Annotated in this window: 20 protein-coding genes and 1 pseudogene; 7 read left to right on the top strand and 14 right to left on the bottom strand. The window is 73.2% G+C overall.

Features of this window, described 5'->3' with window-relative positions; all coding sequences use genetic code 11:
- Nucleotides 1-74: 74 nt before the first annotated feature.
- The 5 genes from IE178_RS27735 to IE178_RS27755 form a co-directional block, all read right to left on the bottom strand.
- Nucleotides 75-752, bottom strand: coding sequence for an AIM24 family protein (locus IE178_RS27735; protein WP_193514195.1), 678 nt, complete (start codon nt 750-752; stop codon nt 75-77).
- A gap of 73 nt (nt 753-825) precedes the next feature.
- Entirely contained in the window at nt 826-2,223 is a 1,398-nt protein-coding gene (locus tag IE178_RS27740; RefSeq protein WP_193514196.1) for a CAP domain-containing protein, read from the bottom strand.
- 99 nt (nt 2,224-2,322) lie between these two features.
- On the bottom strand, nt 2,323-2,676 hold the full coding sequence (locus IE178_RS27745) for a UBP-type zinc finger domain-containing protein (protein ID WP_193514197.1): 354 nt from the start codon (nt 2,674-2,676) through the stop codon (nt 2,323-2,325).
- The gene (locus IE178_RS27750; protein ID WP_193514198.1) at nt 2,673-4,160 is read right to left on the bottom strand and encodes an ATP-binding protein; all 1,488 of its coding nucleotides are present in this window, start codon (nt 4,158-4,160) and stop codon (nt 2,673-2,675) included. The genes IE178_RS27745 and IE178_RS27750 overlap by 4 nt, the downstream gene beginning before the upstream one ends.
- Nucleotides 4,157-5,833 carry an NAD(P)/FAD-dependent oxidoreductase gene (locus IE178_RS27755; RefSeq protein WP_184761852.1) on the bottom strand — a complete coding sequence of 559 codons (1,677 nt, stop codon included), beginning with the start codon at nt 5,831-5,833 and terminating at the stop codon, nt 4,157-4,159. The genes IE178_RS27750 and IE178_RS27755 overlap by 4 nt, the downstream gene beginning before the upstream one ends.
- A 211-nt stretch (nt 5,834-6,044) precedes the next feature.
- On the opposite strand from IE178_RS27755, the gene IE178_RS27760 reads away from it, so the two are divergent.
- Nucleotides 6,045-6,917 carry a universal stress protein gene (locus IE178_RS27760; RefSeq protein WP_193514199.1) on the top strand — a complete coding sequence of 291 codons (873 nt, stop codon included), beginning with the start codon at nt 6,045-6,047 and terminating at the stop codon, nt 6,915-6,917.
- Between the two features lie 19 nt (nt 6,918-6,936).
- Here the strand turns inward: IE178_RS27760 and IE178_RS27765 are convergent, their stop codons facing one another.
- From IE178_RS27765 to IE178_RS27780, 4 genes are all read right to left on the bottom strand, one after another.
- Nucleotides 6,937-8,169: a DUF4032 domain-containing protein gene (locus IE178_RS27765; RefSeq protein WP_184761850.1), complete on the bottom strand. Its 1,233-nt coding sequence runs from the start codon at nt 8,167-8,169 to the stop codon at nt 6,937-6,939.
- A 41-nt stretch (nt 8,170-8,210) separates the two neighbouring features.
- Nucleotides 8,211-8,957, bottom strand: a complete 747-nt coding sequence (locus tag IE178_RS27770; RefSeq protein WP_193514200.1) for an MBL fold metallo-hydrolase — start codon at nt 8,955-8,957, stop codon at nt 8,211-8,213.
- Nucleotides 8,958-9,007: 50 nt separating this feature from the next.
- Nucleotides 9,008-10,234, bottom strand: coding sequence for an acyltransferase family protein (locus IE178_RS27775; RefSeq protein ID WP_193514201.1), 1,227 nt, complete (start codon nt 10,232-10,234; stop codon nt 9,008-9,010).
- An 83-nt stretch (nt 10,235-10,317) separates the two neighbouring features.
- Nucleotides 10,318-10,956 carry an alpha-ketoglutarate-dependent dioxygenase AlkB gene (locus IE178_RS27780; RefSeq protein ID WP_193514202.1) on the bottom strand — a complete coding sequence of 213 codons (639 nt, stop codon included), beginning with the start codon at nt 10,954-10,956 and terminating at the stop codon, nt 10,318-10,320.
- A 126-nt stretch (nt 10,957-11,082) separates the two neighbouring features.
- Here IE178_RS27780 and IE178_RS27785 point away from each other — a divergent pair, with 126 nt between their 5' ends.
- Nucleotides 11,083-11,691 carry a TetR/AcrR family transcriptional regulator gene (locus tag IE178_RS27785; RefSeq protein ID WP_184761846.1) on the top strand — a complete coding sequence of 203 codons (609 nt, stop codon included), beginning with the start codon at nt 11,083-11,085 and terminating at the stop codon, nt 11,689-11,691.
- 18 nt (nt 11,692-11,709) lie between these two features.
- A complete protein-coding gene (locus IE178_RS27790) occupies nt 11,710-13,383 on the top strand; it encodes an FAD-binding dehydrogenase (protein WP_184761845.1) in 1,674 nt (557 codons plus the stop codon).
- A gap of 26 nt (nt 13,384-13,409) precedes the next feature.
- On the opposite strand, the gene IE178_RS27795 is transcribed toward IE178_RS27790, so the two are convergent.
- Complete coding sequence (locus tag IE178_RS27795; RefSeq protein WP_184761844.1) at nt 13,410-13,760, bottom strand: DUF488 domain-containing protein; 351 nt, start codon at nt 13,758-13,760, stop codon at nt 13,410-13,412.
- 161 nt (nt 13,761-13,921) lie between these two features.
- Between IE178_RS27795 and IE178_RS27800 the strand changes: the two genes are divergently transcribed.
- The gene (locus tag IE178_RS27800) at nt 13,922-14,371 is read left to right on the top strand and encodes a DUF6098 family protein (protein WP_184761843.1); all 450 of its coding nucleotides are present in this window, start codon (nt 13,922-13,924) and stop codon (nt 14,369-14,371) included.
- 9 nt (nt 14,372-14,380) lie between these two features.
- Here IE178_RS27800 and IE178_RS27805 read toward each other — a convergent pair whose 3' ends face one another.
- Complete coding sequence (locus IE178_RS27805; protein ID WP_184761842.1) at nt 14,381-14,638, bottom strand: WhiB family transcriptional regulator; 258 nt, start codon at nt 14,636-14,638, stop codon at nt 14,381-14,383.
- Between the two features lie 104 nt (nt 14,639-14,742).
- Nucleotides 14,743-15,963: a saccharopine dehydrogenase family protein gene (locus IE178_RS27810; protein WP_193514203.1), complete on the bottom strand. Its 1,221-nt coding sequence runs from the start codon at nt 15,961-15,963 to the stop codon at nt 14,743-14,745.
- 134 nt (nt 15,964-16,097) lie between these two features.
- On the opposite strand from IE178_RS27810, the gene IE178_RS27815 reads away from it, so the two are divergent.
- Nucleotides 16,098-16,871: a TetR/AcrR family transcriptional regulator gene (locus IE178_RS27815; protein ID WP_318280280.1), complete on the top strand. Its 774-nt coding sequence runs from the start codon at nt 16,098-16,100 to the stop codon at nt 16,869-16,871.
- Here IE178_RS27815 and IE178_RS27820 read toward each other — a convergent pair.
- Nucleotides 16,837-17,733 (bottom strand): LysR family transcriptional regulator ArgP, encoded by an 897-nt coding sequence (locus tag IE178_RS27820; RefSeq protein WP_184761839.1) that lies wholly within the window; start codon nt 17,731-17,733, stop codon nt 16,837-16,839. The genes IE178_RS27815 and IE178_RS27820 overlap by 35 nt on opposite strands.
- A gap of 70 nt (nt 17,734-17,803) precedes the next feature.
- Here IE178_RS27820 and IE178_RS27825 point away from each other — a divergent pair, with 70 nt between their 5' ends.
- Both IE178_RS27825 and IE178_RS37000 read left to right on the top strand, forming a co-directional pair.
- Nucleotides 17,804-18,421 carry a LysE/ArgO family amino acid transporter gene (locus tag IE178_RS27825; RefSeq protein WP_184761838.1) on the top strand — a complete coding sequence of 206 codons (618 nt, stop codon included), beginning with the start codon at nt 17,804-17,806 and terminating at the stop codon, nt 18,419-18,421.
- A 34-nt stretch (nt 18,422-18,455) separates the two neighbouring features.
- Nucleotides 18,456-18,679, top strand: a pseudogene (locus IE178_RS37000) (MFS transporter); the annotation flags it as partial.
- Nucleotides 18,680-18,688: 9 nt separating this feature from the next.
- On the opposite strand, the gene IE178_RS27835 reads toward IE178_RS37000, so the two are convergent.
- The gene (locus IE178_RS27835) at nt 18,689-19,147 is read right to left on the bottom strand and encodes a cyclic nucleotide-binding domain-containing protein (RefSeq protein ID WP_184761837.1); all 459 of its coding nucleotides are present in this window, start codon (nt 19,145-19,147) and stop codon (nt 18,689-18,691) included.
- Nucleotides 19,148-19,189 lie beyond the last annotated feature (42 nt).

Below are 19,189 nucleotides of genomic sequence, written 5' to 3' on the forward strand. Positions count from 1 at the left end.
CACCTCTCCGGCACGGGGGCGTGATCCGCGCCGTCACCCACCCTGACCCGCCCGGTGGCCAGGGTCAACATCGTTCAGTGCTGCTGGGCCTTCTGCGGTGTCGCCTCGCTGGGCCGGACGACGACGTAGCCCTCACCCTGCAGCACCAGCTGGACGGCCTCGCCCGACCCGCCGCGCAGCATCGAGCCCAGCGACTGCGAACGGTGCAGCGAGGTGGCCAGGCCCGCGGTCCAGCCGACGATCGCGTCCGTGTCCACATGGACCGGGTACTGCGGCGACACCGGGATGACCAGCGGATTGCCCTCACAGACCAGTCCCAGCCGGCCGTGCCCGGTGAACACGCTGTTGAACAGGCCGCCTCCGGTGATGCCGGCGCCCTTCACGGTCGCGATGCGGTACGACAGCGAGGAGTCGAAGCACAGGACGGTGCGGCCGTTGACGGTGAACTCGTCGCCGGGGTCGACCTCGACGACGAAGCAGTTCTGCGCCTCGTGCGCGAACCAGGCCTCACCCCGTCCGCGCACCGCCATCAGCGGCAGCCCCTCGCCGGTCACCGCGCGTTTGAGCATGCCGCCCACGCCCTGGCCCTTGCGTTCGAACTGGAGATCGCCGCGGTAGGCGACCATCGCGCCCTGCCGGGCGAGCATCTCACCGTCGACCGTGTAGCGGACGCACTTGGCGTTCTCGACCGTCATGCCCGGCGCCGTGGCGGGCCGCACCATGTGCTGACTGGAAAACAGGTCACCCTTCATGAGGGCATCCTCGCCCGGACTCCCGCACTCCGCCAGGATCATTCCAGGACGGCACCCGTCGAGCGCCCCCCCGTCAGGCACCGAAGAGCTGGGTCCAGTACGTGCCCGCCCGCCCGCCGCCCGCGAAACCGACGCCGATGTGGGTGAAGTCGGTCTCGAGGATGTTGGCGCGGTGACCGGGGCTGTTCATCCACCCCTGGACGACCTCGGCGGCCGAACGCTGGCCGCAGGCTATGTTCTCGCCGATCGTCCGTCGCGTGGAGCCCGCGGCGGCGGCCCGGTCCCAGGGCCGGCTCCCGTCGGGCGCGGTGTGCGCGTAGAAGTCGCGGGTCACCATGTCGGCGCTGTGCGCCTGGGCTGCCGTGGTCAGCAGGGGATCGCGGGACAGGGGCGGCAGCCCGGCGCGGGCGCGCTCCCGGTTGGTCAGGTCGACGACCTCCCCGGCCGTGCGGTCCAGGCCGTCCGGGGTGAGCGGACCGGCCCACAGCGCCGTCCAGTAGGTGTCACCGAATCCGCCGCCGCCGGCGCCCGCCAGGGCGGCGTGGGTGAAGGCCGGGTCGCACACGGTGCGGCGGGCCGCGTCGTGGCGCAGACAGTGGTCGACGAACCCGGAGACGGTGAGGGGGCCGGAGACCAGGTGCTCGCCGACGGTGAGATACCGGTATCCGGCGGCGACGACGCGCTGGTGGACGGAGACGCCGTCCACGCCCTCGACGCCGAGGCGTGAGCCACGCGACATCATGTCGGCGTGTTCCCGGGCGGCGGCGGCCAGCCGCGCGTCATGGGTGACCGGTGGCGAACCGGCCGCCGCCCGGGCCGCGTTCACCAGATCGAGGAAACCGTCCCCGGCGGACGGAGCGGCGGACGGAGCGGCGGACGGAGCGGCAGTCGGGCGGGGCGGGGACGCCGGACGCGGCGGGGTCGCGAGGCGCGGTGGGGACGCCGGACGGGGTGGCGGTGCGGCGGGTGCCGCCCCCGTGGGGACCGCCGTGTCGTCCTCCACGTCCACGCCGAAGTCCCGGGCGAGGCCGGCCAGTCCGTCGGCGTACCCTTGGCCCAGGGCGCGCAGTTTCCAGCCCTCGCCGCGCCGGTAGAGCTCCGCGAGGAGCAGGACGGCCTCCTGCCGGGGCCGGGGCGGGGAGAACCGGGCCAGCGGGCGTCCGCCGGCGTCGGCGACCTGCAGCACGGGGGCGGGCAGGCCGCTCAGCGGGGTGCCGGGCTCGCCGGGGCTGACGGCCACGGTGACCCGGGTGGCGCCGGGACGCAGCGACGCCGGGTCGACGGTGAGCGTGTCACCGCTCAGCCGGGCGCCGGGGGCGAAGGGCTGGTTGTAGAACACGAAGTCACGGTCGTCCCGGACCTTCCCGCCGTCGTCCGTGATCAGCGCGGACACGTCGAAGGGCCCTGGCACCCGGACGGTCACGGCACCGCCCGGGAGGGCCAGGTTGCCGCCGGGGACCAACTCGCTCATCGCGCCGTCCTGATGTCGTCGTGCACGGATCGGTGGGGGTCTGTGGACAACGACGAGCAGGAGGGTGGGGGTTCCCGCGGCGGGCCCGGCAGCGGTCGCTCAGCGGCGCAGCGTCTGCGCCCAGTCCGGCGGGACCCGGCCCGCGGGGCCCGGGGACGGCTGGTCGGCCGGGTGGCTCGTGGGCGGGACCAGGTCGGGGCCGGACTCGTAGAGCTCGTCGGTGGCGTAGTTCCAGAACCAGTCCTCGCCCGGCTCGTAACTGCGCACCACGGGATGCCCGGTGGCCTGGTAGTGCGCCGTGGCGTGCTGCCCGGGCGAGCTGTCGCAGCAGCCGACGTGGCCGCACTGCGCGCAGCGCCGCAGATGGAACCACCAGCCGCCCGCCGAGTCGCAGTCGGAGCATCCCGGCCCGCTCGGCGGGACGCTGGGGTCGATGGCGTGCTCGCTGGTCATGCGGACTCCTCGGAGGTGTCGTCGGGGGCAGGAGCGCTGAGCGGGAGGAGCACCTGGAAGCGGGTGTCGCCCGGCTCGGAGTCGAAGTGCAGGCCTCCGTGGTGCTTGTCGACCACGATCCGCCAGGAGATGTCCAGGCCCAGCCCGGTGCCCTCGCCCACCGGCTTGGTGGTGAAGAAGGGGTCGAAGACCCGGTCGCGGATCTCCGGCGGGATGCCCGTCCCGGTGTCGCGGAACTCCACCAGCAGCCGGTCGTGGTCCCGCGCGGTGCGCACCGTCAGCGTGCCCTCCCCGCCCTCCCCGTTCTCCCCGCCCTTCCCGTCCGAGCGCCGCATCGCGGAGACCGCGTTGTCGATCAGGTTGGTCCACACCTGGTTGAGCTCCGCCGGGTACGCCGGGATCCGCGGCAGCGTGCGGTCGTACTCCTTGACCACCTTGATCCGCGGCCCGATCTTGCCCGACAGCATCAGCAGGGTGCTGTCGAGGAGTTCGTGCACGTCGGCGACCTGGAAGGGGGCGCGGTCGAGCTGCGAGTACTGCTTGGCGGCGTCGACGAGATGCGAGATACGGCTCGTGGAGTCCTCGATCTCGTCCATCAGCAGTTCGGTCTCGACCGTGTAGCCGATCCAGCCGATCGCACCCGGCAGGGTCTCCTCGTCCACGGAGGCCGCGATCTGCTCCAGCCAGTCCAGGTCGAGACCCGCCTGCACGAAGGTCGGGGCGATCCGCCAGCCCTCGGCGACGCCGTGGTCGTCCAGCCAGTCGGCGAGCGCGTCCTCACGGTCCGCCGCCTCCAGCGGGCTGAGCACGGGTGCCTTGGCGACCCGCTCGGCGGTGCGCTCCTGGAAGTCGATCAGATTCGCCAGCGTCTCGCGGTCGTAGGTGCCCGCGGAGATCATGCGCAGCTTGTGCCGCATCTTGCCCACCCGCTCGCGCAGGGTCGCGGTCGCCCGTACGGCCGCCGCGGCGGGGTTGTTCAGTTCGTGCGTCAGCCCGGCCGACAACGAGCCGAGCGCCAGCAGCCGTTCCCGCTGCCCGATGGCCCGCTGGGTGCTCTTCGAACCGAAGAACAGCCCCTCCAGGAGGTGGACCGCCATGGGGAACCACTCCTGCATGATGCTCGCGAACGTGTCCGCGGGCAGCACGAAGAACCGCGTCGGCTCGGTCACGCGCATCGAGTTGTTGTAGACCTGCCGCACCCGCTCCCCGAGGTAGGCCTGCATGGCCCCCGCGTACACCCCGCGCTGGGAGGTGCGGTTGACCTCGACGTCGTCCCCGCCCACCCGGCGGGAGAGCACGACGGCACCCTCCAGCATCACGTAGAAACACGTGGCGGGGTCGCCCTCGGCGTACACGGGCCCGGGATCGAAGCCCTCCACGCGGCCCTCGGCGCACAGCCGTCCGAGCTGTTCGGGGCTGAGTTCCTCGAACAGGAACAGGGAGCCGATCTCCTGCGGGCTGCACGGCAGGGGCCGCCCGCTCACGACTGCTCCAGATACCGGTGGACGAGCATCACGGCCATGGCTCCCTCTCCGACGGCGGACGCGACCCGCTTGGCGGACTCCGCGCGGGCGTCGCCCGCGACGAACACCCCGGGCACGTTGGTCTCCAGGTGGTACGGCGGCCGGTCCAGTTCCCAGTCCGCCGGTGGCCGCCCGTCGGGGGTGAGACCGGGTCCGGTCAGGATGAACCCGCGCTCGTCCCGCAGCACCGTGCCGTCCAGCCAGTCGGTCGGCGGGGCGGCGCCGATGAACACGAACAGCCACTGCGCGTCGACGAGTTCGCTTTGCCCGCTGTCCGTGTCGCGCAGGGTCAGCTGCTGCAGATGGCCGTCGCCGTGCGCGCCCTCGACGACCGTGCCGCACCGCACCGAGACGTTCGGCGCCTGCTCGATCTGCTGGATCAGGTAGTACGACATCGACGCCGTCAGGTCCGGCCCGCGCACCAGCAACGTCACCGACTTGGCGAACCGGGCCAGGTACATCGCCGCCTGACCGGCCGAGTTGGCGCCGCCGACGATGTACACGTCGTGGCCCTGGCAGGCGGCGGCCTCCGTGAGCGCGGAGCCGTAGAAGACCCCGCAGCCGTTGAGCTCGTCGCAGCCGGGCGCCGCCAGCTGCCGGTACGACACCCCGGTCGCCAGGATCACGCTGTGCGCGGCGACCGCCGAACCGTCGGAGAACCGTACGACCCGGGCGGCGCCGTTGATCTCCAGCCCCGTCACCTCGCGCGCGGTGAGGATCTCGGCGCCGAACCGCGTGGCCTGCCGCCGCGCCCGGTCGGTGAGCTGCGCGCCCGACACCCCGTCGGGGAAACCCAGGTAGTTCTCGATCCGGGAGCTCTGACCCGCCTGTCCGCCGGTCGCCGACCGTTCCACCAGCACGGTCCGCAGCCCCTCCGAGGCCCCGTAGACCGCCGCGCCGAGCCCGGCCGGGCCGCCGCCGATCACCACCAGGTCGTAGAAGTCGGCCGCCGGGGTCGTCGCCAGCCCCACCCGGGCGGCGAGATCCACGGCCTCCGGCTCCACCAGCGGCGTGCCGTCCGGGGTGATGACCACCGGCAGCCGCATGCCGTCCTCACCCGCGGCGGCCAGCAGCCGCCTGCCCTCCGGCTCGTCGCAGGAGTACCAGCGGTAGGGCACCTGGTTGCGGGCCAGGAACTCCCGTACGTCCGAGGAGCGCGCCGACCAGCGGTGCCCGACCACCTTGGTGCTGGGCACGGGCCGGTAGTCGCTGCGCCGCCAGGCCTCGAGGAGATCGTCCAGGACCGGGTAGAGCTTCTCCTCCGGCGGGTCCCACGGCTTGAGAAGGTAGTGGTCGAGGTCGACGACGTTGATCGCGTCGATGGCCGCGCCGGTGTCCGCGTACGCGGTCAGCAGCACCCGCCGCGCGCCCGGGTGGACGTCCAGGGCCTGTTCGAGGAACTCGATGCCGTTCATCCGCGGCATGCGGTAGTCGGCGAGGATCACGGCGACGAGGTCGCCGCGCAGCTTGAGTTCGCGCAGCGCGTCCAGCGCGGACTCGCCGGACTCCGCGCGCACGATCCGGTACGACGCCCCGTAGCGCCGCCTGAGGTCCCGGGCCACGGCGCGGGAGACGCCCGGGTCGTCGTCCACGGTCATGATGACCGTCCGTGCTGCCTCGGCGGCCTGTGTCATACGTCCCCCACCTCGTGCGGTCGGATCCACGGCACGGCGGGCCCCGATGCAGCCACGGCCGCGCCGGCCCCGCCCATCGTATGTGCGTTCGCGCCGATCCGCTCAGGCATGGATGCGCGTCCGGTGCGAGGCAGGACGGCACGGGGAACTCGTCGCCCGCGTAGGGAAGACTGGATCACGCGGAGCGGACACGACACCAGGAGGAAACCGCATGACGCGCCCGATCACGGCAGGGATCGACGGAACCGGGGAGAGCCTCGCCGCGCTGTCCTGGGCGGCGAGGGAGGCGGTCCGCCGGGGGGTGCCGCTCAGGGTGGTGCATGCCTGGCGGTTCCAGGCCCACGACGCGGTGGACACCGGGGACAGGGCCACCCAGGAGCAGTGGGTGCGCGAGTCGGCCGGTGAGGCCGCCCGCACCGTGCGCGAACGGCATCCGGATCTGGCCGTGACCGTCGACGTCCTCGAGGGCGACGCCGTGGACACCCTGACCGGTGTGGCCGCGGACGCGCAGATGCTGGTGCTCGGCTCGCGCGGACACGGGCGGATCATGGGTTTCCTGGTCGGTTCGGTCGGCCAGCAGGTGATCGTCGGGGCGGGGCGGCCGGTCGTGTTCGTCCGCGCCGGGGACCGGCCGTCGAACGAGGTCGCCGGGCACGAGATCGTGGTCGGACAGCAGGGCGGCCCGCAGGACAGCGCCGCCGCGCTCGGCTTCGCCTTCGAGACCGCGTCCCGGCGCGGAGCCACGGTGCGCGCCGTGCGGGCCTGGACGCTGCCGCCGGTGTTCGCCTACAGCCCCGCGTCGCTCCAGCTCCTCGACGAGGCGGGGGGACTGGAGCCGTACGAGCGGAAGGGGCTGGCGGCGGCGCTCGCGCCGTGGCGGGAGCGCTACCCGGACGTGCATGTGGTCGAGCACGTGGAGATGGGCAGCGCCGGCCAGGTGCTGCTGTCGGTGGCGGGCACGGCCCAGCTGATGGTCGTCGGCCGCCGCGCCCGCCGCACCGCCGTCGGCGCCCGGATCGGCTCGGTGGCCCACGGCGTCCTGCACCACGCGGACTGCCCGGTGGCGGTCGTGCCGCCCGCCTGAGCCGCCCGCACCGTCCGGGTCAGTCGGCCGTCGGCCGCAGGGACTCCCGGACCTTCGGCAGGATGTTCCTGATGTAGTCCTCGACAGCCGTGTCGAGACCGATGTCGTGCTGCGCCCGCTCGGACAGGTACCAGCGGTGCTCCAGGAGCTCGTGGTAGATCTCCGCCGCGTCCATGGGGCCGCGCAGCTCCGGCGGGACGGAACGCACGGTGGGCCGGAACACCTCCCGCACCCAGCGGTGGGCGAGGACTTCGGGGCGGGCGCCCAGGGGGTCGCCCGGGGCGTAGTCGTCCTGGGTGGCCATCCAGCTCTCCAGGTCGTTCAGCAGCCGCCTGGCCTGGTTCTCCTCGGCGTCCAGCCCGGTCAGGCGCAGCAGCTGCCGCTGGTGGTGGCCCGCGTCGACGACCTTGGGCACGAAGGTGACCGTGTCGCCGTTGGAGGCGTGCTCGATCTGCATCTCGGCCACGTCGAACCCGAGCTCGTTGAGGCGGCGGATGCGGCGCTCGATGTAGTGGTACTTGCCCGCCGGATAGACGGAGGTGCGGGTCAGCTCCTGCCACAGGCCGTGGTAGCGGGCGCAGATCTCGGTGCCGAACTCGATCGGGTCGACGGAGGGGTGCAGCGCCCCGGAGGCCTCCAGGTCCAGCAGCTCACCGCTGATGTTGACGCGCGCGAGATCGAGGTCGTACTCGCGCTGCCCGACGCTCAGTTCCGGGTGCAGGTCGCCGGTCTCGGCGTCCACGAGGTAGGCGGCGTAGGCGCCGGCGTCCCGCCGGAACAGCGTGTTGGACAGTGAGCAGTCGCCCCAGGCGAACCCGGCGAGGTGCAGCCGCACCAGCAGTACGGCGAGCGCGTCCATCAGGCGGTGCATCGTCGCCGGCCGCAGCGTCGTCTCGAACATCGACCGGTACGGCATCGAGCCGCCGAGGTGGCGGGTGATCAGCACGCTCTCCAGGGGCTCGCCGGCGGTGTCGGTGCGGCCGGTGACCACGGCGAGCGGATCCACCGCGGGGATGCCGATCCGGTCCAGGTCGCGCAGCAGCTCGTACTCGCGCAGCGCGGGCCGCTGGGCGAGCTCCTTCACCGCGATCACCTCGTCGCCGGCGCGCGCGTAGCGCACCACGTGCCGCGAGATGCCGCGCGGCAGCGGCACCAGGTACCGCTCCGGCCACTCCTCCAGCGGCAGGTGCCACGGCAGTTCCAACAGGAGCGCGGGATGCTCCGGGTTGGTGGCGTTGATCTGCAGTGCCATGGCTGGTGTGTCCTCGTCTCGTGGGCGGTCGTCACCTCACCCTATTGCGCCCGCTCCCGGGCCAGCCGTGCCGCGTCCCGCACGGACCCCTCGTGGACGGGACCGTGTCCGGGCAGCAGCAGGTCGCCGTCGAGCTTCGCCAGGACGTCCAGCGAGTCCAGGGCGGCCGCGCGCTCGTGGTGGAACATGTCCGGCAGCAGCTGCGGTCCCCGGATCCGTGAGGTGGGGTGACCGCTCACCAGGGCGTCGCCCGACACCACCGCTGCGCTGCCGGGCAGATGGAAGGCACAGTGCCCGTCGGTGTGCCCCGGCGTCGGCACCGGCACCGGCCGGCCGGGCAGATCGAGCGGCCCCGGGGCCGGGAACGCCTCGGGCGCGGTGACCGCCACGTCGGCCGTCCCGCCGGCGCGCAGGGCGTGCACCGCCCAGGGCGCCACGCCGGGACGCCAGGCGTTGCGCAGCACCTGACCGACGCCCACCTGGTGCAGGAAGTCCCGCCGGGCGTGCGGCACCTCGGCCTCGTGGGCGTACACGGGCGTGCCGTGGGTGGCGCGCAGGTACTGGGCGGATCCCAGGTGGTCGTTGTGGGCGTGGGTGATCAGCACGGCCGTCACCGCCTCGGGTGAACTCCCCACCTGTGCCAGCGAGTCCAGCAGCCGTTCGCGGTCGCCGGGGTAGCCGGTGTCGATCAGCGTGACGGCGTCGCCCTCGGTGAGGATCACCCAGTTGGTGCTCGGGCCGTGCACCAGGTAGGTGCCGTCCGCGACCTGTCGCACTGCTGCTCGCATGACCGTTCCGTCGTTCCGTCGTTCCTGTCCGGCGGGAGAAGGAAAGCAGATCACGGCGCGGACGGCGGCGGCGGGTCCGTCCGCGCGGGCGGGGTGCGCGGCTCCGGTCGCATCCCGAACAGGAACCGGGTCACGGCCGTCCTGCGCACCCCGTACTCGTAGAGGAGGAGGATCACCGCCAGCGAGGCGGCCACGATCACCGTGTACTTGACGGCCATCGGCGCGGACCAGCCGACCACACCGTAGGCGAGGGCGACCACGACCGGCTGGTGCAGCACGTACAACGGCAGGGCGGCGAGCGCGAGACGGGGCAGTAGCTTGGACCCGGCGCCGGAGCCCGGCCGCACGCCCGGGCGCCCGGGCCGGTCCAGCAGGCCGAGGATCGCGATCACCCAGCACCAGCCGGCCGCTCCGAACAGCGCCCGGGTCACCAGCGCGAACGGGCTCCACGCGGTGAACGGGTCGTCCCCGGCGACGAAGCCGGGCGCCGCCCCGGCGAACAGCACCAGGCCGAGCACGCCCACGGGTATCGCGGCGCGGCGCGAGACCTCCCGGACCCGCTCGTCGTCCGCGAGGGCGAAACCCTGGGCGAAGAACAGCAGATAGGCCCACCGGTTCCAGCCCGCGTAGTCCTCCTCCATGCCCAGCAGCGCGTTGACGGCGGCGAGCGGCAGCGCGGGGACGAGGAGCAGCGCCGGACGGCGCCGCAGAGCGGGGATCACCCGCTCGGCGGTGGCCGCCAGACGGGCGGCGACCGGGGCGAGCAGGAGACAGAAGGCGAGCAGCAGGACGACGAACCACAGATGCCCGGTCTCGAAGTGGTCCCCCTCCAGGACGAAGGGGAAGTCGGCGGGGTCCGGGCGCACGGTCAGAAAGCGTGTCCAAAAACGCCCGTACGACTCGTCGTACCCGGGGTCGGCGGCGCGCAGCCGCAGCCACGGGGGGAGAGGGCACAGCACGACCGTCGCGAAGACCAGGGGGACGCCCAGCCGCAGCAGACGTTCCCGGGCGAATCCGCCGGGTCCGCGGCGGCGGATCGAGTGGCGGGCGCCGAGACCGGCGACGAGGAACAGCATCGGCATGGCCCACACCACGCCGAGCCCGGCGAGGACGGTGACGGCGTCCGTCGTCCGCGCGTTCTTGACGTAGAAGTCGTCGTCCGGGGAGAAGACCAGGGCGGCGTGGAAGAAGACCAGCCCGACGACGACGAGGGCGCGCAGTACGTCGAGTTCGCCGCGCCGGCCGGGCGCCGCCGGCCGCTCCGTGTCCGCGCTCATCGGCCCTCCCCGCCCGGTGCGGCCCAGTGTGGGGGAGCGGGACCGGGGAGGACAGGCTTCCGGCACGGGCGGGCGGCGGCGGGTCAGTTCACGTCGCGCGGGCGGAACTGGATGCTGATGCGGGGGCCGGTGGCGCGGGTGCTCTTGGGGACGGCGTGCTCCCAGGTGCGCTGGCAGGAGCCGCCCATCACGATGAGGTCGCCGTGGCCCAGCGGGCGGCGCACGGTGTCGCCGCCGCCCAAGGGCCGCAGCAGCAGATCACGGGGCGCCCCCACGGACAGGATGGCGACCATCGTGTCCTCGCGCGCGCCCCGGCCGATCCGGTCGCCGTGCCAGGCGACACTGTCCCGTCCGTCGCGGTAGTAGCACAGTCCGGCCGTGGCGAACGGTTCGCCCAGTTCGCCGGCGTAGTGCGCGCCGAGGGCGGCACGCGCCTCGGCCAGCACCGGGTGCGGCAGCGGGTCGTGGGCGCGGTAGTACGACAGCAGCCGGGGCACGTCCACGACCTGGTCGTACATCTGGCGCCGCTCCGCCCGCCACGGGACCTGAGCGGCCAGGTGCTCGAAGAGCGCGTCGGACCCGCCGAGCCATCCCGGCAGTACGTCGATCCAGGCGCCGCGGCCCAGCTCGGTGCGGCGCACCCCGTCGAGCGGGCCGAGCCGCAGCTCGTCGGCCTGGTCGAAGAGCGATCCCTGGAGCGCCGGGGGGTGGTGCGTGGTCATGCAACCAGCGTACCTCTTATTCGAAAATGTGTTCTAGATCGGCCCGGCGCTGGATTCCCGGCTCCCGCGGCCTGTCGGATACAGCGGTGTATCGGATACATTCCTGCATCGAATGGGGGAGCGGACATGGCGGTGGGCGGTACGACCGGGCGCGTCACCAGGCGCCGGCTGCGTACGCGCGCGAATCTCCTGGAAGCGGCGTTCACCGTCTTCGCCGCCAAGGGCTTCGGGCACGTCTCGATCGAGGAGGTCTGTGAGGCGGCCGGCTACACCAGAGGCGCCTTCTACTCCAACTTCGCCGGCCTGGACGAGCTGTTCTTCGCCCTGTACGTGGAGCGCGCCGAACTGATCGCGGAGCAGGTCGCCGGCGCGCTCGCCCTGGGCGGACCCGACCTGGACGTGGCCTCCGCCGTGGACCGCGTCACCGAGGTGCTCCTGCTCGACCGCGACTGGCTGCTGGTCAAGACCGACTTCCTGGTGCACGCCGCCCGCGACCCGGACGTGGCGCGCGGCCTGCTGGAACACCGGGCGCGACTGCGGGGGGCCATCGCCGACCGGCTGGCCCGGGCCCGCGGCCACACGGAACTGCCCGCCGTGCTCGGTGACGTCGAAGGCGCCGCGCACGCCGTGGTCGCCGCCTACGACGGTGTCACCACCCAACTGCTGCTGGACCGGGACGCCGAGCGCGCCCGGGCCTGGCTGAAACAACTGCTGACCGCGCTGCTCACCGGATGAAGGAAGGGACGGATCGCCATGGATGCCGACGTCATCGTCGTCGGAGCGGGTCTCGCGGGCCTGGTCGCGGCCCACGAGCTGACCAGCAGGGGCCGCAGGGTCGCCCTGGTCGACCAGGAGAACGCCGCCAACCTCGGCGGCCAGGCCTTCTGGTCCTTCGGCGGGCTGTTCCTGGTGGGCTCACCGGAACAGCGGCGCCTGGGCATCAAGGACTCCTTCGAGCTCGCCTGGAGCGACTGGCGGGGGAGTGCGGGCTTCGACCGGCTCGACGACGAGGACTCCTGGGCGGTGCGCTGGGCGCGCGCCTACGTCGAATGGGCGGCGGGGGAGAAGCGCTCCTGGCTGAACGGCCATGGCATCACCTTCCTGCCCACCGTCGGCTGGGCCGAGCGCGGCGACCTCCGCGCGGACGGCCACGGCAACACCGTGCCCCGCTTCCACATCGCCTGGGGCACCGGAACCGGCGTTGTCGAACCCTTCGTCCGCCACGCCCGGCAGGCCTCGCGCGACGGACTGCTCACCTTCCACCACCGCCACCGTGTCGACGAACTGGTCGTCGAGGGCGGCACCGCCCGCGGAGTACGCGGCACCGTGCTGGCCCCCGACGAGTCACCGCGCGGCGTCGCCTCCAGCCGCGAGGAGACCGGCGCGTTCGAACTCACCGCCCAGGCCGTGATCGTCACCAGCGGCGGCATCGGCGCCGACCACGACATCGTCCGCCGGTACTGGCCCGAGCGGCTGGGCACCCCGCCCCGCGAGATGGTCACCGGAGTCCCGGCCTACGTCGACGGGCGGATGCTGGACATCAGCGCCCGCGCGGGTGCGCGGCTGGTCAACCGGGACCGCATGTGGCACTACACCGAGGGCCTGCGCAACTGGGACCCGATCTGGCCCGGCCACGGCATCCGCATCCTGCCCGGACCGTCCTCGATGTGGTTCGACGCCCGCGGCCGCCGTCTGCCCGAGCCCTGTCTGCCCGGCTACGACACCCTGGGCACGCTGAGGCACCTGCGCACCACCGAGGACATCGCCGGGCACGACCACTCCTGGTTCGTCCTCACCCAGAAGATCATCGAGAAGGAGTTCGCCCTGTCGGGCTCCGAGCAGAATCCCGACATCACCGCCAAGGACCGGGCCGCGTTCCTGCGCGAACGCGTGCTGGGCAAGGGTGCCCCCGGACCGGTGGACGCCTTCCTGCGCAAGGGCGCGGACTTCGTGACCGCCCCCACCGTGGAACAGCTCGTCGAGAAGATGAACGCCCTCACCGACGAGCCCCTGCTCGACGCGGCCGTCGTACGGCGGCAGATCGAGGCCCGCGACCTGCAGTTGGCCAACACCTACAGCAAGGACGCCCAGGTGCAGGGCATCCGGAACGCCCGCCGCTACCTCGGCGACCGCCTCGGCCGCGTCGCCACCCCGCACCGCATCCTCGACCCGGCGGCCGGCCCGCTGATCGGCGTCAAGCTGCACATCCTCACCCGCAAGACGCTCGGCGGCATCCAGACCGACCTCGACTCCCGGGCGCTGGGCGCCGACGGGCAACCGGTCGAGGGGCTGTACGCGGCGGGCGAGGTGGCCGGCTTCGGAGGCGGCGGCGTGCACGGCTACAACGCCCTGGAGGGCACCTTCCTCGGCGGCTGCCTCTTCTCGGGACGGGCGGCGGGACGGGCGGCGGCGGAGCAGACGGCGTAGGGCGCATCGATGTGACGGCCCGCCCCTCACTCCTGGAGGAGGCGGGCCAGCACCTCGGCGTGGCTGCGTTCCGGATCCTTGGACGCGGTCAGCAGCGTCACCGGGCCCTTCCCCGTCAACTCGCGTACGTGATCCAGGAGTTCGGCGGCCTCGGGAGCGGCGAGCTCCACCTCGTAGCGCTCGCGGAACTCCTCGTACGGCCGGTCGTCCGCGTGGTACCAGCGGCGCAGCTCGGTCGACGGGGTCAGCCCCTTGGGCCACTCGTCCACCCGCGCCGCGTCCTTCGCCAGACCGCGCGGCCACAACCGGTCGACCAGGACACGGACCCCGTCGTCCGGCTCGGGCGGTTCGTAGACACGGCGCACGCGCACGCTCATGATCGACCCCTTCCGGCGCGGTCCCGCGAGCGAGCCTACTGCGGCGCACGGGACCGGGCACGGCGAGCGGGGCGCACGGCCGCCGCACGGAGGGCCTGATTCCGTTCCCGTCGGGCGGGTACTTCGTCCGCCTGACGCCGTGCCGTGGAGGGAGGCCGCTCATGGAGGCATCGGACGATCTGCCCGTCGTCGGCACACTCGCCGAGCTCACCGCACTGGTCGAGCGTGACCGGGGACTGTACGTCCGCTGGTCCCGCGGTCCGGCGATCGATCTGGGCAGGGCGTCCAGCGTCGACGACCTGACGGGCGTGTCCATGCCGGGCCTGTCCGCGAACCCCCTCGACGTGGAGCGGTGGTGGCAGGAGCGGCCGGTGGAGTTGTGGGTGGCCCGCCGGCTGTACGACTACGAACATCTCCCGCGCGAGAAGGGGCCCGGCATCCGGTGCTGGGTGCTCAAGGGCCGGGAGAACGGCCGGGGCCCCGACAACGAGCCACTGGTCGCCGACGTCCGTCCGCTGTGCTGGATCGACCCCGCCGTGATCGACGAGGCGCGGGCGGAAGTGGCCCACCAGGACGGTCCCTGGGGGCCACTGCGCAGGACGGGCGGCTGAGGCGCCCGCTCAGGAACCGCCGCCGGCCCGCCGTGCGCCGGCGCGCCGCTTCAGCGCACGCCGCTCCGTCTCGTTCGTGCCGCCCCACACTCCGATGGACTGCCCCGTTTCCAGTGCCCATTCCAGGCACTGCTCCCGCACGGGGCAGCGCCGGCACACCGCCTTGGCCTGTTCCGCCTGTACCAGGGCCGGCCCGGAGGTGCCGATCGGGAAGAAGAGGTCGGGATCCTCGGTCCTGCAGGCCGCGCTGTTCCGCCAGTTGTCCATCGAAAGTCACCTGTGATCGGAGTGGATACGCACCTTGTGGGATGCCTGACTCCCAGTCGGGTCACCTGTCGGCAGACGCTGAAACAGCGGAACCGCGCGGGGCGTCACTGTTCGCGCATCCCCCAGGGGGAGCCGTACGCGGTCAGCAGGTCGAGGAAGGGCTGCGCCGGGAACGCCTCCGGGCCGAGGACGCCCGTGCCCGACCAGGCGCCGTCGGCGAGCAGTTCGAGGGCGACGACGGGGTTGACGGCGGTCTGCCACACCACGGCCTGACAGCCGTACTCGGCCATGGACCACCGGTTGTCGACCACGTGGTACAGGTACACCTCGCGCGGCGCCCCGTCCTTCACGCCCCGCACCCAGGTCCCGGCGCAGGTCTTGCCGTGCATCCGCTCGCCGAGCGTCGCCGGGTCGGGCAGACAGGCGGCGACCACGTCGCGGGGGGAGACCCGCACCGGCCCGTCGGGACCCGGCACGGTCACCGGCTCGGTGCGGTCGAGACCCAGCAGGCGCAGCGTCCTGAGGGTGTCGATGAACTCGCGGCCCAGACCGTACTTGAAGGTGACGCGGCGCGCGTCGACCCAGCGGGGGACGAGCAGCACCTCCTCGTGTTCGACGTTCACGCACTCCACCGGGCCGATGCCCTCGGGGAAGTCGAACACCTCCGGCTCGCTGAAGGGAGCGGTGGTGAACCAGCCGCGGTCCGCCTCGTAGACCACGGGAGGGTTGAGGCATTCCTCGATGGTGGTCCAGATGCTGAAGGACGGCGCGAAGTCGTAGCCGTCCACCGTGAGGTTCGCGCCGTCGCGGACGCCGATCTCCTCGATCTCGTCGAAGAGCTCGTCGGCGGCGTACCGGGCGAAGACGTCCGACAGGCCCGGCTCCACCCCCATGCCGACCAGGGCCAGCGCACCCGCCGTCGCCCACGCGTCGGCCCCCGCGAACTGCTCGTCGCCGAGCTTGACCCCGCACTCCTCGTACGGCCGCTCGGCGTGCGGCCGGGACAGGGACATCGCCATGTCGACATAGGTGGCACCGGCGCCGCGCGCGGCCCGGAACAACGGCATCACGAACCGGGGATCGGTGGCGTTGAGCAGGACGTCGCAGCCGTGCCGATCGAGCAGCGCCGTCACCTGCGCCTCGTCGCCGGCGTCCACGCGCTCGGTCCGGAACCGGGTGCCGTCCTCGCCGAGCGCCGCGACCGCCGCCTCGGCCCGGGCCGGGTCGCGATCGGCCACGACCATCCGGTCGAAGAACGGCCGCCGGGCCGCGATCCGGGTGACGGCGGTCCCCACCCCACCCGCTCCCACGAGCAGTACACGCATGACGGAGCCCTCCCTTTCTTCCTCGTGGATCCTCATGAACCTCAGACGTGGTGCGGGCCCTGACCGGAGATACAACGCCGGGCCGCGACGTAAGGTCAATGGCGTTGGCATAAGGCCGGTGGGAGGAGACGGGGATGCCGAAGCGCGTGGTGTCCGAGGAGCGGCGACGGCGCCGCAGACCGACGAAGAGCGGCCGGGTCCTGTGCGAGGCGCTGATCGTCGAGACCGCGCTGCGGCTGTTGCGCGAGCACGGCGGCGCGGGCCTGACCGCCCGCCGCCTGGGCCTCGCCCTGGACTGCGATCCGAGCACCCTGTACCGCTACTTCCGGGGCATGGACGAGCTGACCCTCGCCATCGGCGACGCGCTGATCGGCCGGGCGCTGCACGGCTGGCACCCGACCGGACAGTGGCGCGCCGACCTGCGGGCCGTCGGGCTGCGCATCCACGCGGCCTATCTGTCGCACCCGCAGGCCGCGGTCCTCACGGCCAGCCGCGTCTCCGGCCGGGCCGGCGAACTGGCGGCCGACGAGGCGGTGCTGGACGTGCTCCGCGGCGCGGGCTTCCCCCTGGCGGAAACGGTGCGCGTCTACCACGCCTTCATCGACACCACGCTGGCCTTCGCCGCCCTCGACGCCGCGTCCCTGGCGCTGCCCGGCGCCGCGCGGCGCGCCGACGAGGACATGTGGCGCTCGACCTACGCCCGCCTCCCCGCAGCCACCCATCCCCGCATCGCCGAAGCCGCCCCGCTCCTGGCCACCCGCATGGTCACCAGCGCCTACCCCACGGCCCTGGACATGCTCCTGGCGAGCGCCGAGAACAGCCTCGGTCCGGTGCCGCACCCCGCTCGGCCCCGCAGGATCCGGACGACACCCCCTAGCCCCGCAGGGCCTCCTCCGCCGCTTCCGTGACCGCGTCGGCGACCGCCGCCAGCGCGGGGGAGTCCAGCTTCCACTGCTGCCAGTACAGGGGCACGTCGACCTCGCGGTCCGGGGCGAACACCGTGAGGCGGCCACTGCGGAGCAGGGGGTCCGCCTGCACCTGGGGGACCATGCCCCAGCCCAGGCCGGCGGCGACCGCCTCGACGAAGCCCTCCGAGGTAGGTACGTAGTGACGCCGCGCGCCCGCCTCGGAGCGTCCGCGCGTGAGCCGGCGCACGAAGCCGTCCTGGAAGTCGTCCCGCCGGTCGAACACCACCACGGGCGCCCCGGGCAGTACCTGAGGCAGCGGCCCGGCGAGATGCCGCAGGGCGAACGCCGGATTCGCCACGGGGAGATAGCGCATCCGGCCCAGCTGCCGCACGGAGCAGCCCGGCACCGGATCGGGCGACGAGGTCACCGCGGCCATCACCGTGCCCTCCCGCAGCAGGGCCGCCGTATGGGCCTCGTCCTCGCGGCGCAGTTCGAAACAGAGCCGCGACTCGGGCGGCAGCCGGGTCAGGGCCCCGAGGAACCAGGTCGCCAGCGAGTCCGCGTTCACCGCCACCGACACCCGGGTCGGCTCCCCGGCACCGCTCAGCCCCAGCTCGGCGTACGCGTCCCGCTCCAGCAGGGCCACCTGGCGGGCCAGCCGCACCAGCACCTCGCCCGACTCGGTGGGCCGCACCGGCTTGGTGCGCAGCAGCAGCACCCGCCCCGTGCGCTGCTCCAGCGCCTTCACCCGCTGGCTCACCGCCGAGGGCGTGACGTGCAGAGCGGCGGCCGCCGCGTCGAACGTCCCCTCGTCCACCACCGCGAGCAGCGTCCTGACCTGGTCCAACGGAAGATCGGTCATCACATCGGCTCATGCTACGTAAGAATCATTAGCTGTACTGCACCGGCGGCCCGCCCGTAGCGTCCTCGTCATGAGCACCGCACTGACCACCGCCGCCGCCGGATTCGGCACCGGACTCTCCCTCATCGTCGCCATCGGCGCCCAGAACGCCTTCGTCCTGCGCCAGGGAATCCGCCGGGACGCCGTCCTCGCCGTCGTCGCGATCTGCGCCCTGTCCGACGCGGTCCTCATCGCCCTGGGCGTCGGCGGTGTCGGCGCGGTGGTCGTGGCGTGGCCCGGCGCGCTGACGGCGGTCGGCTGGATCGGCGGCGCGTTCCTGCTCGGCTACGGAGCCCTGGCCGCCCGGCGGGTGTTCCGGCCGGCCACCGCCGGACTGGAGACGGAGGGCGAGGCGGCGGGCTCCCGCCGCCGGGCCGTCCTCACCTGCCTCGCGATGACCTGGCTCAACCCGCACGTCTACCTGGACACGGTGTTCCTGCTGGGCTCGGTCGCCGCCGACCACGGCCCGCTGCGCTGGACCTTCGGCCTCGGTGCCGTACTGGCCAGCGTCTGCTGGTTCGCCGCGCTCGGCTTCGGCGCCCGTCTGCTGAGCCGGCACCTGGCCCGCCCCGCCGCCTGGCGCGTCCTGGACGGACTGGTCGCCGCCACCATGATCGTTCTCGGCGTCACGCTCGTCGCCGGAACCTGAGACCCGGGCCCGGGCCGTGGTCTCGTAGTCTTCCGGGGCGATCCCGCTGTCCGCCGCGACCGACGAGACGCGCGGCCGGATGCAGGGCGTCTTCACCGCCGTCGTGGCCGGCGGCCCCCGCCTGGCCGACGTGCTGCACGGCACCGCGGGCTCCGCAGCCGGCCCCCGTACGGCCGTCGCGGGCGGCGGGGTCTGGTCGTCGTCGTGATGCCGGCCCTGGCCGCCGCGATGCCGGCGCCGCGCCGCTACCGGGTGTGAGGCACCGCTCTACAGGGCGCCGCCCCGCCGGTGCATCGTGTACTGCTCCATCAGCTTGCCGCGTGTCATCTCCAGCCGGTGGGCGAGGACCTCGGCGACGTTGCGCACCAGTATCAGCCCGAGCTGCGGATCCTCCTCGCACAGCCGGAGCACGGCCGCCGCGCCGAACTCGTAGGCGCGCACCGGGCTGAAGGCCACGGCGCCGAAGTCCCACTGGTGGGGCGGGAACAGCCAGGACCAGCCCAGCAGGTCGCCCGCGCCGAGGCCGGCGACCGTCACCCGGTGCAGGGCGTTCACCCGCTGGTCCAGCGAGACCGCGCCGGAGCGGATCACCCAGAAGCGGTCGGCGGTGCCTCCCGCCTCGAAGATCCGCGCGTCCTCGGGGAAGGACACCTCCCGCGCGAGGGTCATCAGGCGTGCGCGCTGCGGAGGGGGGAGGGCGGTCAGGAGTTTGATCGCTTTGGTCATGGGGCGGGGCTCCTCGCCGGGATTCGGTTCCGGTGCTTTCCC

It is taken from the genome of Streptomyces griseoloalbus (assembly GCA_014650015.1).
Taxonomy (GTDB): domain Bacteria; phylum Actinomycetota; class Actinomycetes; order Streptomycetales; family Streptomycetaceae; genus Streptomyces; species Streptomyces griseoloalbus.